Genomic DNA, 15536 nt, shown 5'->3' on the forward strand with positions numbered 1-15536 from the left:
CGCGTCCTCACCAATCGCGAGCGGTCCGGCCATTTTTACCTCCAATGAACGTTAATTTTGTAATTTTACCGCGCCGAAAGGTCGATGTCATCAGGAGCCTTGTCGCAAGGTGGCCTGTCACCTCGTTGACACAAGCTAGGCGCGACCCGATGATGCGCGCGTCTTGCCGGGGTGCCCGAACGGGGCTGAGAGGCGCGTCAGCGTCAACCCGACGAACCTGATCCGGGTCATGCCGGCGGAGGGAGCGCGAGACGACGCCTCAGGCATCGGCACGTCCCTCTCCCGTCCCGCTTCGACCCTGCGGAGGATATGTGATGCGCCTGATTGCCGCCGTCCTGCTGACGGCCCTGACCTCCGCCGTCGCCGGGCCGGCCGCGGCCGAGACCCCTGTGCTGAGGGTCTACACCTATGAATCCTTCACTGCCGACTGGGCCCCCGGCCCGCAGGTGAAGAAGGCCTTCGAGGCTGAGTGCGGCTGCACGATCGAGTTTACCTCGGTCGAGGACGGCGTCGCCCTGCTGTCGCGGCTGAAGCTGGAAGGCAAGTCGAGCCAGGCGGACATCGTGCTCGGCCTCGACACCAATCTGACCGCCGAGGCGACCGCGACCGGCCTGTTCGCGCCGCACGGCCAGAAGCTGGACGGCCTGTCGCTGCCGGTCGCCTGGACCGACCCGGTCTTCGTGCCCTTCGACTGGAGCTATTTCGCCTTCGTCTATGACAAGACCAAGGTGCCGAACCCGCCCAAGAGCCTGCACGACCTGGTGGAGAACAGCGACCTGGAGCTGACCATCCAGGATCCGCGCACCAGCACGCCGGGCCTCGGCCTGCTGCTCTGGGTCAAGCAGGTCTACGGAGACAAGGCGCCGGAGGCCTGGGCCAGGCTGAAGCCACGGATCCTCACCGTCACCCCGGGCTGGAGCGAGAGCTACGGCCTGTTCCGCAAGGGCGAGGTGCCGATGACCTTCAGCTACATCACCTCGCCGCCCTATCACGTGATCGCTGAGAACGACAGCAATGTCGGCGCCGCGGTGTTCAGCGAGGGCAACTACCTGCAGGTCGAGGTCGCGGCCAAGCTGGCGTCGTCCCAGCACCCCGAGCTGGCCGACAAGTTCCTCGCCTTCATGCTGACCCCGGCCTTCCAGGACCTGCTGCCGACGACCCAGTGGATGTATCCGGCGGTGACGCCGAAGGCCGGGCTGCCCGACGCCTACAAGGCCCTGCCGGCCCCGGCCAAGGCGCTGCTGTACCCGCCGGAGGAGGTCGCCGCCAACCGCGCCGCCTGGATCGCCGAATGGCTGCAGGCGACCAGCAAGTAAGACAGAGCCTTTGGGCCGAGCATCCCCCTCACCCTCCCGGCCTAAGCGGGCCGGGCCCCTCCCTCTCCCCGAGGAGAGGGGAAGCGCGGCGCGGTCTCACCTCTCCTTGGGGAGAGGTCGAAATCGCATCGCGATTTCGGGTGAGGGGGAAGCCGGACATGTCCGTCCCCCTATCCGGATGAGCTCCCTCCCCGGCCTGCTGGCGCTGCTCGCCATCCTGGCGCTGATCGGCACCGCGGCGACCGGCCTCCTCCGCGCCGCGTCGGAGCTGGACCTGCTGTCCGTCTGGGCCGATCCCTATCTGTGGTCGGTGCTGCGCTTCACCGCGCTGCAGGCCGGGCTGTCGGCGCTGATCAGCGTCGCCATCGCCATCCCGGTGGCCCGCGCCCTGTCGCGCCGCCGCTTCCCCGGCCGCACCCTGCTGCTGCGCCTGTTCGGCCTGCCGATGATCGTCCCGGCGGTGGCCGGCGCCTTCGGGATTCTCACCGTGTTCGGCCGCTCCGGCCTGCTCGCCGACCTGTTCGCGGCGCTGGGGTTGACGATCCGGCCCAACATCTACGGGCTGACCGGCATCCTGCTGGCGCATGTGTTCTTCAACATGCCCTTCGCCGTGCGCGTGCTGCTCGCGGCCTGGGGCACGATCCCAGCCGAGAGCTGGCGCCTGGCCTCGATGCTGGGGCTGCGCGGCGCCGACCTGTTCCGGCTGGTCGAATGGCCGATGCTGCGGCACCAGCTGCCGGGCCTGGCCGCCCTCGTATTCCTGCTCTGCTTCACCAGCTTCGCCGTGGTGCTGACGCTCGGCGGCGGTCCGGCCTCGGCCACCATCGAGATCGCGATCTACCAGGCGCTGCGCTTCGATTTCGATCCCGGCCGCGCCGTCGCCCTGTCGCTGCTGCAGGTCGCCCTCTGCGCCCTGCTGGTGCTGGCGGCGATGCGGCTGACCGGCCGTGTCGCCGATGAGGGTGGCCTCGGCCGCCCGGTGCTGCGCGGCGATGGCCAGACCACGGCTGCCCGCACGATCGACACGGTGGTGCTGGTCCTGGCCGGGGGCTTCGTGCTGCTGCCGCTGGTCGCGATCCTGGTCGAAGGCCTGGGCGGCATCGGCAAGCCGATTCTGCTCAGCGCCGCTTTGTGGCACGCCGCCGGGCGCAGCCTGGCCGTGGCCCTCGGCGCCGCGACGCTCGCCCTGGTGCTGGGCTGGGCCCTGGCGCACAGCATCGCCGCGCTGCGCATCGGCCGCCGGAGGAGGCGGCTGGCGCGGCTGTTCGAGCTGAGCGGCACGGTGGTGCTGGTGGTGCCGCCGCTGGCGCTCGGCGCCGGCCTGTTCGTCACGCTGCTCGGCACCGCCGACCTGCGGCGCTGGGCGCTGCCGATCGTCGCCATGGTCAACGCGCTGATGGCCCTGCCCTTCGTGCTGCGCCTGCTGGTCGGGGCCGCCGAGCTGGCGCAGCACCGCCACGGCCGGCTGGCCGACAGCCTGGGCCTGTCCGGCTGGGCCCGGCTGCGGCTGGTGGAATGGCCGCTGCTGCGCCGCCCGGCCGGCTTCGCCCTGGCGATCGCGGCGGGGCTGGCCTTCGGCGATCTCGGCGCCGCCGCGCTGTTCGGCGGCGACGGCAACCAGACCCTGCCGGTGCTGGTGGCGCAGCTGCTCGGCGCCTACCGGCTGCAGGAGGCGTCGACCGTCGTGCTGCTGCTGGTGCTGATGGGGCTGGCCCTGTTCGGCCTGATCGAGAGGATCTTCGGTGGCCACACGCGCGATTGAGATCGAGGCCCTGGCCTATCGCTACGAGGCGATGGAGATGCGCTTCGACCTGGCGGTCGAGGCCGGCGCCTTCGTCGTGCTGTTCGGGCCCAGCGGCGCCGGCAAGAGCACGCTCTTGAACCTGATCGCCGGCTTCGAGGTGCCGCTGTCCGGCACTTTGCGCCTGCTCGGCCGCGACGCGCTGGGCCTGTCGCCGGCCGCGCGGCCTGTCACCACCCTGTTCCAGGACCACAACCTGTTCCCGCATCTCACTGCGGCGAAGAACGTGGCACTGGGCCTGCATCCCGGGCGGCTGAGCCCGTCCGAGGCGGCGCGAGTGCAAGAGGCGCTGGCCCATGTCGGCCTGGACGGGCTAGAGGCACGCCGGCCGGCGGAGCTGTCCGGGGGCGAGCGCCAGCGCGTCGCTTTGGCCCGCAGCCTGGTGCGCGAACGCCCGATCCTGCTGCTGGACGAGCCTTTCGCCGCGCTCGGCCCGGCGCAGCGGCGCGAGATGGTCGGGCTGGTCGACCGGCTGCGGCGGGAGCGCGGCCTGACCGTGCTGATGGTCAGCCACCAGCTCGACGCCCTGCCCGGCATCGACGCGCAGGCCGCCTTCATCGCGGATGGCCGCGTCGCCGCCACCGGCCCGGCCACCGAGCTGCTGACCCGCCCGCCCCTGCCGGAGATCGCCGACTATCTCGGCTATGTCGGGCCGAGTTCCTAGCCTGCCCGGTCGCAGACCAGCGTGGCGTGATCCCACCACGGGTTGACCGCGACACGGCAATCCCGGGCGGCGAAGCCCGCTCCGGCCAGCTCCGCTTGCAACGCCGCCAGGGGCTTCAAGGTGCGGTAGGGATAGCCGTCCCGCATCAGACAGTGGTTCTGCGGGTCGAAACTGGCCCGGTCGTCGGCGGAGCTTGGCTCGCCGCACATGCTGCTGACCACAAACACGCCGCCAGGCTGGAGGATGCGGCGAACCTCGGCAAGGCAGGCCTCCCGATCGCCACCGATCAGGCAATGCAGGCAGCTGCCGTCGAACACGATGTCGAAGCTGTCGTCGGCGAAGCCGAACATCCGGCAGACGGTGCCCTGATGGAACGTCCCGCGCAGCCCGGCTGCCGCGAAGCGCTCTCGCGCCCAGGTCACGGCGGTGCCGGAGATGTCGATGCCGTGGACCTCATAGCCCTTCCCGGCCAGCAGAAACGACGACAGGCCGTTGCCGCAGCCGAGCTCGAGCATCCGGGCCGGAGGCTTCGGCAGGGCGCCATCGCGCTCCAGCTGATCGAGCGCTTCCTTCACCCCGGCCATCGCGCGATCATACTGGTCGCCAGCCCACCCGGCGTGGCCCGCATCGCGCAGGCGCCGGTATTTGGTCTCATAGTCATAGGCAGGCACCGGCCGCCCTCCGTCAGCCGCCGGCGTAGAACAGCAGCGACACCACGACGAACAGCGGCAGCAGGATGCCGCAGGACCAGGCCATGTAGCCGAAGAAGCTGGGCATGGCGACGCCGCGCTCCTGTGCGATCGACCGCACCATGAAGTTCGGCGCGTTGCCGATATAAGTGTTGGCGCCCATGAACACGGCGCCGGCGGAGATGGCGCCCAGCGTCGTGGCCAGCGGCCCCATCAGGTGCTGCGCGTCGGCCCCGGCCATGTTGAAGAAGACGAGATAGGTCGGCGCGTTGTCGAGGAAGCTGGACAGCGCCCCGGTCAGCCAGAAATAGGCCAGGTTGTTCGGCGCGCCGGTGCCGCCGACGAGATCGACCAGCGGGGCCAGCGCCCCGTCGCGGCCGGCGCGCAGGATGGCGATGGCCGGCACGATGGTGACGAAGATCGCCGCGAACAGCTTGCCGACCTCGATGATCGGGAACCAGTTGAAGTCGTTGAGCCGCCGGCTGTCCTGCGACGTCAGCACCCAGGACAGGCCGATGATCGCCACCAGGGCCAGGTCGCGGACCAGGTTCTCCAGCGCCACCGGCACGTGATAGACGGTCAGCTCGACGCCCGGCTTCCACACCCCGCTGAGCAGGACGGCACCGATGACGCCGACGAGCAGCAGCAGGTTGATCCCGCCCTCCAGCCCGAACGGCATGCGCGGCTCCGGCGGCACCTCGCGCAGCCCGTGCTCGCGCCGGAACAGCACGATATCGATGACCAGGTACAGCGCCAGCAGGATCGCCGAGCACACCAGCATCGGCAGCAACAGGTGCTGCGTCGGCCAGAAGAACGACACGCCCTGCAGGAAGCCGAGGAACAGCGGCGGGTCGCCCAGCGGCGTCAGCGCGCCGCCGATATTGCCGACCAGGAAGATGAAGAACACCACGGTGTGCACGCGGTAGCGCCGGTTCTCATTGGCGCGCAGCAGCGGCCGGATCAGCAGCATGCAGGCGCCGGTGGTGCCCATCCAGCTGGCGATGGCGGTGCCGACGAACAGGATGCCGAGATTGACCGCCGGCGTGCCGACCAGCGTGCCCTTCAGCCGCACCCCGCCGGCGACGACGAACAGGGCCGCCAGCAGGATGATGAAGGGCAGGTACTCGGTCAGCGCCACGGTCAGCACCTCGTACAAAGCGAGGTCGGCGCCGTGGATCGCGGCGAACGGCACCAGGAACGCCAGGCCCCAGAAGGCGGCGACCTTGCCGAAGTGATGATGCCAGAACTGCGGCCGGACCAGCGGGAACAGCGCGATCGACAGCAGGATGCCGATGAAGGGGATGATCCAGGCCAGACCGAGCTGGGATCCGTCGAGATGTGGCGCCCCCTCGGTGGCGGCCCGGGCCGGTACGATCGACATGACGAGCGTGGTTCCGACCGCAGGTCCGAGGCGGCGGGCATGTCGAATGACCGGCATGAGCATCCTTTCAGGATCTGCGATTTCGGGCGGCCGGAGTATGGCGATCGAAGCGAAGCCGGCCAACCTTTTCCGGGCAGCCCTCACGCCCATTGCACTTGCCCGACCCAAGGTAGGGTTGTCGCATCCCGCGGCGCACACTAGCTTCCAATGAATCGCGCCTGCCGGCGCAGGACGGAGGGACCGTGCCATGGAGATGACGGGCGAGCATCGGATCGCGGCGCCGCGGTCGGTGGTCTGGGAGGGGCTGAACGACCCCGAGGTGCTGCGCCGGTCGATTCCCGGCTGCGACACCCTGGAGAAGACCTCACCGACCGAGATGACGGCGACCGTCACCGCCAAGGTCGGTCCGGTCAAGGCCAGCTTCGGCGGCCAGGTCACCCTGTCCAACCTGAACCCGCCCGAGAGCTACACCATCTCCGGCGAGGGCAAGGGCGGTGCGGCCGGATTCGCCAAAGGCGGCGCCGACGTCAAGCTGGTCGAGGACGGCGACGGCACCCTGCTGCAATACGCGGTGAAGGCCAATATCGGCGGCAAGCTGGCGCAGCTCGGCGCCCGGCTGATCGACGGCACCGCCAAGAAGATGGCCGACGACTTCTTCACCCGCTTTGCCGCCGAGATGGAGCAGCGCGCTGCCGCCGCCCCCGTGCCGGCCCCGACTCCGGCAGCCGAGCCCGTGGCACCGGCCGCGGCCGAGATCCCGGTGCCGACTCCGGTCCCGGCCGAGACGGTGGTGACGCCGCCGAGCCCGGCCGAGGCCCCGAGCTTCGCCACCGCCGAGCCGATTCCCGCCCCCCAGCCGGTGCCCGCAGCCGAGCCGGCGCCGAAGCCCGCGCCGGCGGTCGCGCCATCGCCTCGCCCCGCCCCGCCACCCGTGACCGAGGAGCGCCGCGGAGGCCTGAGCCCGGCGGTCTGGATCACGGCCCTGGTCGTGATCGTGCTGGTGCTCCTGTACCTCTATTTGTGACTGCGTTTGTAACGCAGGCGGGACCGTACTCTCGGCCCGCTTGACCGATCGTCAGACCAAACCTAGCCTTCCTTCCGGGTGGCCTGATCGGGCACTGCAAGCGGTGTGCAACAGCCGCAGCCGGTGCCCGGCGGCCCGACGCCAGCTTGGGAGGATTCCATGACCACCACCGTGACCCTGACGGTGAACGGGAGGTCGGTGACGCGGCAGGTCGAACCGCGCACACTGCTCGTACAGCTTCTGCGCGAACACCTGCAGCTGACCGGGACGCATGTCGGCTGCGACACCAGCCAGTGCGGCGCCTGCGTCGTCCATGTCGACGGCCGGTCGGTCAAGTCCTGCACCCTGCTGGCCGTCCAGGCCGAGGGCAGCACGGTGACCACGATCGAGGGCTTGGCCGCGGCCGACGGCACGCTGCACCCGATGCAGGAAGCCTTCCGCGAGAATCACGCCCTGCAATGCGGCTTCTGCACGCCCGGCATGGTGATGAGCGCGGTCGACCTGCTGCAGAATAATCCGAACCCGACCGAGCACGAGGTCCGTGACTGGCTGGAAGGCAACATCTGCCGCTGCACCGGCTACCACAACATCGTCAAGGCCGTCCTCGACTGCGCCGCCAAGTCCGGCGGCCAGCGCGTCGCGGCCGAATGAGGGGGGCGCGGTCATGGCACAAGACGGCATCGGCGCCCCGCTGCGCCGCAAGGAGGATTATCGTTTCCTGACCGGCAACGGTCACTACACCGACGACATCGATCGCCCCGGCCAGGCCTATGCCTATTTCCTGCGCTCGCCGGTGGCGCATGCCCGGATCCGCGGCATCGACACCAGCGCGGCCGCGGCGGCGCCCGGCGTCATCGCCGTGTTCACCGGCGACGACCTGGCGAAGGACAAGGTCGGCGGGCTGATCTGCGGCTGGCTGGTCAAGTCGAAGAACGGCGACCCGATGAAGGCCGGGCCGCACCCGGCCCTGGCCCAGGGCAAGGTCCGCTATGTCGGCGACCATGTCGCGGTGGTGATCGCCGAGACCAAGGACCAGGCCAAGGACGCGGCCGAGAAGATCAATGTCGACTATGAGGAGCTGCCGGCGGTCGTCGCCACCGACACGGCCCGCAGCGCGTCCTCTCTGGTCCATGACGACATCCCGGCCAACACCGTGTACGAGTGGGAGCTGGGCAACACGGCCGATGTCGAGGCCGCCTTCGCCCGCGCCGCCCATGTCACCAAGCTGGACCTGCAGAACAACCGGCTGATCCCGAACGCGATGGAGCCGCGGGCGGCGATCGGCGAATACGATCGCGGCTCGGACAGCTTCACCCTCTACACCACCAGCCAGAACCCGCATGTGGCGCGGCTGGTGCTGTCGGCCTTCATCGGCATCGCGCCGGAGCACAAGCTGCGGGTCATCGCGCCCGATGTCGGCGGCGGCTTCGGCTCGAAGATCTTCATCTATGCCGAGGAGACGGTCTGCGTCTGGGCGGCGAAGAAGGTCCGCCGGCCGGTGAAGTGGACCGGTGAGCGCAGCGAGAGCTTCCTGGCCGACGCGCATGGCCGCGACCACGTCACCCATGCCGAGCTGGCGATGGACCAGGACGGCAAGTTCCTGGCGCTGCGCGTGCACACCACCGCCAATCTCGGCGCCTATCTCTCGACCTTCGCCAGCTGCGTGCCGACCTTCCTCTACGCGCCGCTGCTGTCGGGGCAGTACGCCATCCCGGCGATCTACTGCGAGGTCGACGGGGTCTACACCAACACCGCGCCCGTCGACGCCTATCGCGGCGCCGGGCGGCCGGAGGCGACCTACGTCATCGAGCACATCGTCGAGCTGGCGGCGCGCGAGCTGAAGCTGGACCCGGCGGAACTGCGCCGCCGCAACTTCGTCCAGCCGACCCAGTACCCGTACCAGACGCCGGTGATCATGACCTATGATTGCGGCGACTATCCAAAGGCGCTGGATGAGGCGCTGAAGCTGGCGGATTACAGCGGCTTCCAGGCCCGCAAGGCCGACAGCCAGGGCCGCGGCAAGCTGCGCGGCATCGGCTTCTCCAGCTACATCGAGGCCTGCGGCATCGCGCCCTCGGCCGCGGTAGGGTCTCTGGGCGCCGGCGTGGGCTTGTGGGAATCGGCGAAGATCCGGTTCAACCCGACCGGCAACGTCACCGTCCACACCGGCAGCCACAGCCACGGCCAGGGTCACGAGACGACCTTCGCCCAGCTGATGTCGAGCTATCTCGGCGTGCCGGCCGACCAGGTCGAGGTCGTGCACGGCGACACCGACAAGACGCCCTTCGGCATGGGCACCTATGGCTCGCGCTCGCTGGCCGTCGGCGGCTCCGCCATCGTCAAGGCGGCGGAGAAGATCATCGCCAAGGGCAAGAAGATCGCAGCCCACCAGCTCGAGGCGGCCGAGGCCGATATCGAGTTCAAGGATGGCAAGTTCACCGTCGCCGGCACCGACCGGGCCAAGACGATCCAGGAAGTCGCCTTCGCCGCCTATGTCCCGCACAACTATCCCGCGGGGGTCGAGCCAGGGCTGGAAGAAAGCGCCTTCTACGACCCGATCAACTTCACCTTCCCGGCCGGCACCCAGATCTGCGAGGTCGAGATCGATCCCGACACCGGCGTCGTCACCGTCGCCAACTACACGGCGGTGGACGATTTCGGCCGGGTGATCAACCCGATGATCGTCGAGGGCCAGGTGCATGGCGGCGTGGCCCAAGGCCTGGGCCAGGCGATGCTGGAGAACTGCACCTATGATCCGGAGAGCGGGCAGCTCCTGACCGGATCCTTCATGGATTACTGCATGCCGCGGGCCGACGACCTGCCGAGCTTCAAGATCGGCATGATCGAGACCGTCAACCCCTCCAACCCGCTCGGGGTGAAGGGCTGCGGCGAGGCCGGGGCGATCGCGGCGCCGGCGGCGCTGATGAACGCGATCACCGATGCGATCGGCCGAGACATGAACATGCCGGCGACGCCGGAGCGGGTGTGGCGGGCGATCCACACGCCCGTCCTGGCGGCCGAGTGAGGAGATAACGACGATGTATGCCTTCAACTACCACAAGGCCTCCTCCGCGGCCGACGCGGTGGCCAAGCTGACCGCCGCCTCCGACGGCAAGTTCCTGGCCGGCGGCATGACCCTGATCCCGACGCTGAAGCAGCGCCTGGCCTCGCCCTCCGACGTCGTCGACCTCGGCGGCGCGGCCGAGCTGAAGGGGATCAAGGAGGAGAATGGCGGCCTGACCATCGGCGCCATGACCACTCATGCGACGGTCGCGGCCTCCGATGTGGTGCAGCGGGTGATCCCCGCCCTTGCCGCCCTGGCCGGCGACATCGGCGACGCCCAGGTCCGCAACCGCGGCACCATCGGCGGCTCGGTCGCCAACAACGACCCCAGCGCCGACTATCCCGCGGCGGTGCTGGCGCTCGGCGCCACCGTGCGCACCACCAAGCGCGAGATCGCGGCGGACGACTACTTCCAGGGCCTGTTCACCACGGTGCTGGACGAGGACGAGCTGATCACCGCGATCCACTTCCCGAAGCCGGAGAAGGCCGCCTACATCAAGTTCGACAACCCGGCCAGCCGCTACGCCATGGTCGGGGTGTTCGTGGCGAAGACCGCCGGCGGCATCCGCGTCGCCGTCACCGGCGCCGGCTCGGACGGGGCGTTCCGCTGGGCCGAGGCCGAGCAGGCGCTGTCCGGCAACTTCTCCGCCGCGGCGCTGGACGGGCTGTCGGTCGATCCCGGCGGCATGAACGGCGACATCCACGGCTCGGCCGAATACCGGGCCCATCTGGTCAAGGTGATGGCCAAGCGGGCGGTCCAGGCCGCCGGCTGACCTGCTGCTCCCGATGGACGGCCTGTCTCCGGGAGACTGGGGGCAGGCCGTTGTCATATCCTGGCGGGGACTCCGCGAGAGAGCGCCATGGCCACAATGAATGTGTCCCTGCCGGACGCCGTGAAGGCATGGTCTGAAAGACAGGCCGAGAGCGGCCGCTATGGGAATGTCAGCGATTACATCCGGAACCTGATCCGCAAGGATCAGGAGCGGACGGAAGCGGTCGCCGCAATGCAAACCGCAATCACGGAGGGTGTCGAAAGCGGGGAGCCCGAACCCCTCGACGCTGCAGCCTTCAAGCGTCGGATGCGCCGACAGCATAACATGGGGTAAGGCACCCAGACAGCGGCCGGCAGGACTGGATCGCCATCCTGAAGGCAACGGATATTTGAGATCCTCGCGTCGCCCCTTCCCGAAACCTCGCCGACATTCCATCCTGGGACCATGCTCGATCCCGACGAGATCATCGGCTGGCTGCTCGGGCCGGCACGGGCCCTGCCCTCGCCGGCCCCGCTGCTGCAGGCGCTGGCGGAGCGGCTGGTCCGGGCCGGCTATCCGCTGTGGCGGCTGTCCTTCCACCTGCCGCAGTTCCAGCCGCAGGTCAGCGCCGCCGCCTATGAGTGGCGCCCGGCGCTGGACGCGGTGCGCGAGATCCGGTTCGAGCGCGCGCTGTCGGAGACGCCGACCTACCACCACAGTCCGATGGGAGAGATGCACCGCACCGGGCAAATGGTGCGCCGGCGCCTGGTCGGGCCGCAGGCCGATCTCGCCTTCCCCGTCCTGCAGGAACTGCGCGACCAGGGTGCCACCGACTATACGTTGCTGCCGATGCGCTTCGGCACCGACCGTTGGACCACCGGCTTCGGCCTGGCCTCGGACGCCCCGGAGGGGTTCTCGGATGAGCAGATCGCCTGTGTCGAGAAATTGCTGCCCGCGCTCGGCGCCGTCTGCGAGATCATGGTCGACCGGCAGAAGATGGGGCAATTGCTGGAGACCTATGTCGGGCGCGAGGCCAGCCGGCGGATCCTGGACGGCGAGATGGTGCGCGGCGGCGCCCGGTCGCTGGAGGCGGTGATCCTGTTCTGCGACATGCGCGGCTTCACCGCCCGGGCCGAGGCGACGCCGCGCGACGCGCTGCTGCAGCTGATGAACGAGTACTTCACCATCGTCGTCGGTGCGGTGCATGGCGCCGGCGGAGAGGTGCTGAAGTTCATGGGCGACGGCATCCTCGCCATCTTCCGCCTCGGCGAGGGCGAGGCCGCGGAGGAGGCCTGCGCCCGCGGCCTGATCGGCGCGCTGGATGCCTTCGCCGGCCTCGACGCCATGAACGACCGCCGCCGCGCCGAGGGGCTGGACGCGATCGATGCCGGCATCGCCCTCCATGTCGGCGAGGTGATCTTCGGCAATATCGGCGCGCCTGACCGGCTGGACTTCACCGTGGTCGGGCCGGAGGTGAATCGGGCGGCGCGGATCGAGCAGATGACCAAGCTGGTCGGCCGCCGCATCCTGACCTCGTCCCGCTTCGCCGAGCTGAGCCCGGTGCGCCTGGTCTCCGCCGGCACCCGCCGGCTGCGGGGTGTGGCGCAGCCGCAGGAGCTGTTCACCCCGGCCCCCGAGCTGCGTGGCGAGACCATCCCGGACGCCGCATAGCCTCAGGAGAACAGCGAGCCGCCGTTGACCGCGACCGTCTGGCCGGTGATGTAGCCATTGTCCACGAGCAGCATGACCGCCCGGGCGATCTCGTCCGCCGTGCCGCTGCGCCCGACCGGAATGCGGGCGGCGACACCAGCCTCGATCAGCGGCTGACCCATCTCCGTGTCGACCAGTCCCGGCGCCACGGCGTTGACCGTCACGCCTTCGGGCGCGAGCCGCAGCGCATAGCCGCGCGTCAGGCCCTCCAGCCCGGCCTTGGAGGCGGCATAGGCGATGCTGACCGAGCCGGAGCCGATGCGGGCGCCGATCGAGGAGATGGCGACGATCCGGCCCCAGCGCCGCGCCCGCATGCCCGGCAGAACGGCCTGGGTGCAGAGGAAAGCGGATTTCAGATTGACCGCGATGGCACGGTCGAAGTCTTCCTCCGTGATGTCGTCGAGGCCGCGTATCGCCGCCATGCCGGCATTGTTGACCAGGATGTCGATCGGGCCGAGGCGTTCTTCCACATCGTGGACCATGCCGGCCACGGCGGCGCGGAGCGAGACGTCGGCACCGAAAGCGGCGGCGCGGCCGCCGCTTTCGCGTATGGCTTCGGCGACAGCCTCCGCCTCCCCGCCGCGCTCGCGATAGTTCACGGCCACGGCCGCGCCCGCCTCGCCCAACGCCAGGGCGACCGCCCGGCCGATGCCACGCGAGCCGCCGGTGACCAGGGCCACCCGGTTCTTCAAGTCGGTCATGCCGTATCTAACACCCAAAGTTACCCAGCGGTCGACCCGGTCACCGCCGCCAGAGCCCGCACCAGCTTGTCCAGGTCGGCCTCCTGGGTAAACAGGCTGGGCGTCACCCGGATGCACTGGCCGGCCGCGACGCCGGCGCGCCGCACGGTCAGCACGCCATGGGTGTCGCGCAGCGTCGCCACGATCGCATCGTTCGCCGCCTTGTCGGTCCGCCCCGCCAGCCGGAACGAGGTGATCGCGCCATAGCTGCCGGCCTCGTCCGGGGTCAGGATCTGCAGGTCCTTGAAGCCCTTCACCCGGGACACCCAATAATCGCGCATGTAGCGCAGCCGCGTCTGCTTGCGCGCGGCGCCGATCTCCTGGTGCAGTGCGATCGCCTGCGGCACCGCCAGAACGGCGGCGAAGTTCACCGTGCCGGTGTGGACGCGGGAGCGGACATCGGCCTCCGGCCAGTCCTCGTCGCCCATATCGCGGTCGATGTCGACTATCCGGTCCTTGCGGATGTACAGGAAGCCGACGCCCAGCGGCGCACCGATCCATTTGTGCAGGTTGAAGCCGACGAAATCGGCGCCCAGGTCGGTCACCCGGAAATCCATCTGGCCCCAGGAATGGGCGGCATCGACGATCACGTCCACGCCGCGCGCCTTCGCCATCGCCGCGACCTCGGCCACCGGGATCACCAGGCCGGTGCGGTGGCTGATATGGGTCAACAGCAGCAGACGGGCCTTGGGGTTCGCGGCCAGCACCTGGGCATAGGCGTCGAGCACGGCCTGGCGCATCGCCGGCTCCGGCAGCGCGAACTTCACCACCTCGACGCCGCGCCGGGCCTTCAGCGCGTTCATCGCATACTGCATCGAATCATAGTCGAGATCGGAATAGATCACCGTGTCGCCCGGCTGCAGCCGGTTGTAGTTGCCGATCAGCAGCTGCAGCGCCTCGGTGGCGCCGCGGGTCAGGGCGATCTCCTCCGGCGCCGCGCCGACCGCGGCCGCCACGGCCTGGCGCACGGCCTCGAGGTCCGGGCCGGATTTGGCGCGGGCGTAGAAGGAGTTGTCGCGGTTCACCATGTCGGTCAGGCGCTGATACTCGCGCCGCACCGGCTCGGCCATGATGCCCCAGTAGCCGTTCTCCAGATTGGTGATGTCGCCGGTCACCGCGTAGAGCTTGCGCACCTCGTCCCAATAGCCGGTGTTGCGGGCCAGGTCGGCCCCTTCGGGCGCGGCCGGCAGCACGGCGGCGCCCGCGGTTCCGGCGCGGGCCAGCGCGGCCGCGGCGACCAGGCCGCCGACCAGCGTCCGCCGGCGGATCGCGAAGGCAATGTCGATCATCGGTCTCTCCCCCTCTTCGAGCGCGCGGAAAGAACCATGCCGATGGCGACGGATTGACGACGGGGCAGTGACAGCTCGGTGAAGGGCCCGCGGCAGCGGTGGCACTGGCCCCTGCCCGTCCATGCCCGTATCCTGCCGGAAAACTGGGATTCGTCCGATGAACGCTCTGCCGTCCTCCGTCGAGGAGACCCTCGCTCTGCTGTCGCGCGGCGACTATGTCGCCGACCGGCCGCTGGCGACCGCACTGTTCCTGGCCCTGCGCTTGAAGCGGCCGCTGTTCCTGGAGGGCGAGGCCGGGGTCGGCAAGACCGAGATCGCCAAGGTGCTGGCGGCGACGCTGGGCCGCCGCCTGGTGCGGCTGCAATGTTACGAAGGGCTCGACATCGCCGCCGCGGTCTATGAGTGGAATTACCAGCGCCAGATGCTGGAGATCCGCCTGGCCGAGGCCGGCGGCGTGCAGGACCGCGACCAGCTGGCCAGCGACATCTTCGCCGAGCGCTTCCTGATCCGCCGGCCGCTGCTGCAGGCACTGGAGCCGGACGTCGCCGGCCCGGCCGTGCTGCTGATCGACGAGCTGGACCGCACCGACGAACCGTTCGAGGCCTTCCTGCTGGAGGTGCTGTCCGACTTCCAGGTGACGATCCCGGAGCTCGGCACCATCAAGGCGGCCGAGCCGCCGATCGTGATCGTCACCTCGAACCGCACCCGCGAGATCCATGACGCGCTGAAGCGCCGCTGCTTCTACCACTGGGTCGACTACCCGAATGCCGAGCGCGAGCGCGCCATCCTGCACGCCAAGGCGCCGGGCACGCCGGAGGCGCTGAGCGCCCAGATCGTCGCCTTCGTGCAGAAGCTGCGCCGCATGGACCTGTTCAAGCACCCGGGCGTGGCCGAGACGCTGGACTGGGCTCAGGCCCTGACCGAGCTGGACGTGCTGGAGCTCGACCCCGACGTGGTGCGCGACACACTGGGCACGATCCTGAAATACCAGGACGACATCGAGCGCATCCAGGGTGCCGAGGCGGCGCGCCTGCTGTCCGAGATGCGGGCGGAGATCAACGCCGCGGCCGCCGCCGCGCTGACGATGCCGGTCTGAGCGGCCCAGAG

The 15536-nt window shown here is 69.6% G+C and carries 14 protein-coding genes and 1 riboswitch; of the genes, 10 read left to right on the forward strand and 4 right to left on the reverse strand.

Annotated features, from left to right (window positions below):
* The first annotated feature begins 157 nt into the window (after window positions 1–157).
* A riboswitch (TPP riboswitch) is annotated at window positions 158–261 on the forward strand.
* Between the two features lie 53 nt (window positions 262–314).
* The 3 genes from thiB to thiQ all read left to right on the forward strand — a co-directional run bounded on the left by thiB (window position 315) and on the right by thiQ (window position 3781).
* Complete coding sequence (gene thiB, locus FFK22_RS08560; RefSeq protein ID WP_138886088.1) at window positions 315–1316, forward strand: thiamine ABC transporter substrate binding subunit; 1002 nt, start codon at window positions 315–317, stop codon at window positions 1314–1316.
* Between the two features lie 178 nt (window positions 1317–1494).
* Window positions 1495–3078, forward strand: coding sequence for a thiamine/thiamine pyrophosphate ABC transporter permease (gene thiP, locus FFK22_RS08565; protein WP_138886087.1), 1584 nt, complete (start codon window positions 1495–1497; stop codon window positions 3076–3078).
* On the forward strand, window positions 3059–3781 hold the full coding sequence (gene thiQ, locus FFK22_RS08570; protein WP_221938481.1) for a thiamine ABC transporter ATP-binding protein: 723 nt from the start codon (window positions 3059–3061) through the stop codon (window positions 3779–3781). Before thiP ends, thiQ begins: the two co-directional genes overlap by 20 nt.
* Here the strand turns inward: thiQ and FFK22_RS08575 are convergent.
* Window positions 3778–4452 (reverse strand): class I SAM-dependent methyltransferase, encoded by a 675-nt coding sequence (locus FFK22_RS08575; protein ID WP_138886086.1) that lies wholly within the window; start codon window positions 4450–4452, stop codon window positions 3778–3780. The genes thiQ and FFK22_RS08575 overlap by 4 nt on opposite strands.
* Window positions 4453–4465: 13 nt before the next feature.
* Entirely contained in the window at window positions 4466–5851 is a 1386-nt protein-coding gene (locus FFK22_RS08580) for a sodium:proton antiporter (RefSeq protein WP_221938482.1), read from the reverse strand.
* A 247-nt stretch (window positions 5852–6098) separates the two neighbouring features.
* Between FFK22_RS08580 and FFK22_RS08585 the strand changes: the two genes are divergently transcribed.
* From FFK22_RS08585 to FFK22_RS08610, 6 genes are all read left to right on the forward strand, one after another.
* Window positions 6099–6875 carry a carbon monoxide dehydrogenase subunit G gene (locus FFK22_RS08585; protein ID WP_138886084.1) on the forward strand — a complete coding sequence of 259 codons (777 nt, stop codon included), beginning with the start codon at window positions 6099–6101 and terminating at the stop codon, window positions 6873–6875.
* A gap of 159 nt (window positions 6876–7034) precedes the next feature.
* Complete coding sequence (locus FFK22_RS08590; protein ID WP_138886083.1) at window positions 7035–7526, forward strand: (2Fe-2S)-binding protein; 492 nt, start codon at window positions 7035–7037, stop codon at window positions 7524–7526.
* Window positions 7527–7539: 13 nt separating this feature from the next.
* Window positions 7540–9900, forward strand: coding sequence for a xanthine dehydrogenase family protein molybdopterin-binding subunit (locus tag FFK22_RS08595; RefSeq protein WP_138886082.1), 2361 nt, complete (start codon window positions 7540–7542; stop codon window positions 9898–9900).
* A gap of 13 nt (window positions 9901–9913) precedes the next feature.
* Window positions 9914–10711 (forward strand): xanthine dehydrogenase family protein subunit M, encoded by a 798-nt coding sequence (locus FFK22_RS08600; RefSeq protein WP_138886081.1) that lies wholly within the window; start codon window positions 9914–9916, stop codon window positions 10709–10711.
* 87 nt (window positions 10712–10798) lie between these two features.
* Window positions 10799–11044 carry a type II toxin-antitoxin system ParD family antitoxin gene (locus FFK22_RS08605; protein WP_138886080.1) on the forward strand — a complete coding sequence of 82 codons (246 nt, stop codon included), beginning with the start codon at window positions 10799–10801 and terminating at the stop codon, window positions 11042–11044.
* Between the two features lie 111 nt (window positions 11045–11155).
* Window positions 11156–12361 (forward strand): adenylate/guanylate cyclase domain-containing protein, encoded by a 1206-nt coding sequence (locus tag FFK22_RS08610; protein ID WP_138886079.1) that lies wholly within the window; start codon window positions 11156–11158, stop codon window positions 12359–12361.
* A 2-nt stretch (window positions 12362–12363) separates the two neighbouring features.
* On the opposite strand, the gene FFK22_RS08615 is transcribed toward FFK22_RS08610, so the two are convergent.
* Together FFK22_RS08615 and FFK22_RS08620 are read right to left on the reverse strand one after the other, a co-directional pair.
* Window positions 12364–13101: an SDR family NAD(P)-dependent oxidoreductase gene (locus FFK22_RS08615; protein WP_138886078.1), complete on the reverse strand. Its 738-nt coding sequence runs from the start codon at window positions 13099–13101 to the stop codon at window positions 12364–12366.
* A 20-nt stretch (window positions 13102–13121) separates the two neighbouring features.
* A complete protein-coding gene (locus FFK22_RS08620; RefSeq protein WP_138886077.1) occupies window positions 13122–14429 on the reverse strand; it encodes an aminotransferase class V-fold PLP-dependent enzyme in 1308 nt (435 codons plus the stop codon).
* Window positions 14430–14586: 157 nt separating this feature from the next.
* Here FFK22_RS08620 and FFK22_RS08625 point away from each other — a divergent pair, with 157 nt between their 5' ends.
* Complete coding sequence (locus FFK22_RS08625) at window positions 14587–15525, forward strand: MoxR family ATPase (protein WP_138886076.1); 939 nt, start codon at window positions 14587–14589, stop codon at window positions 15523–15525.
* Window positions 15526–15536: the final 11 nt, after the last annotated feature.

Origin of the sequence: Mycobacterium sp. KBS0706 (genome assembly GCF_005938675.2) — a bacterium.
Classification (GTDB): Bacteria; Pseudomonadota; Alphaproteobacteria; order DSM-16000; family Inquilinaceae; genus Inquilinus.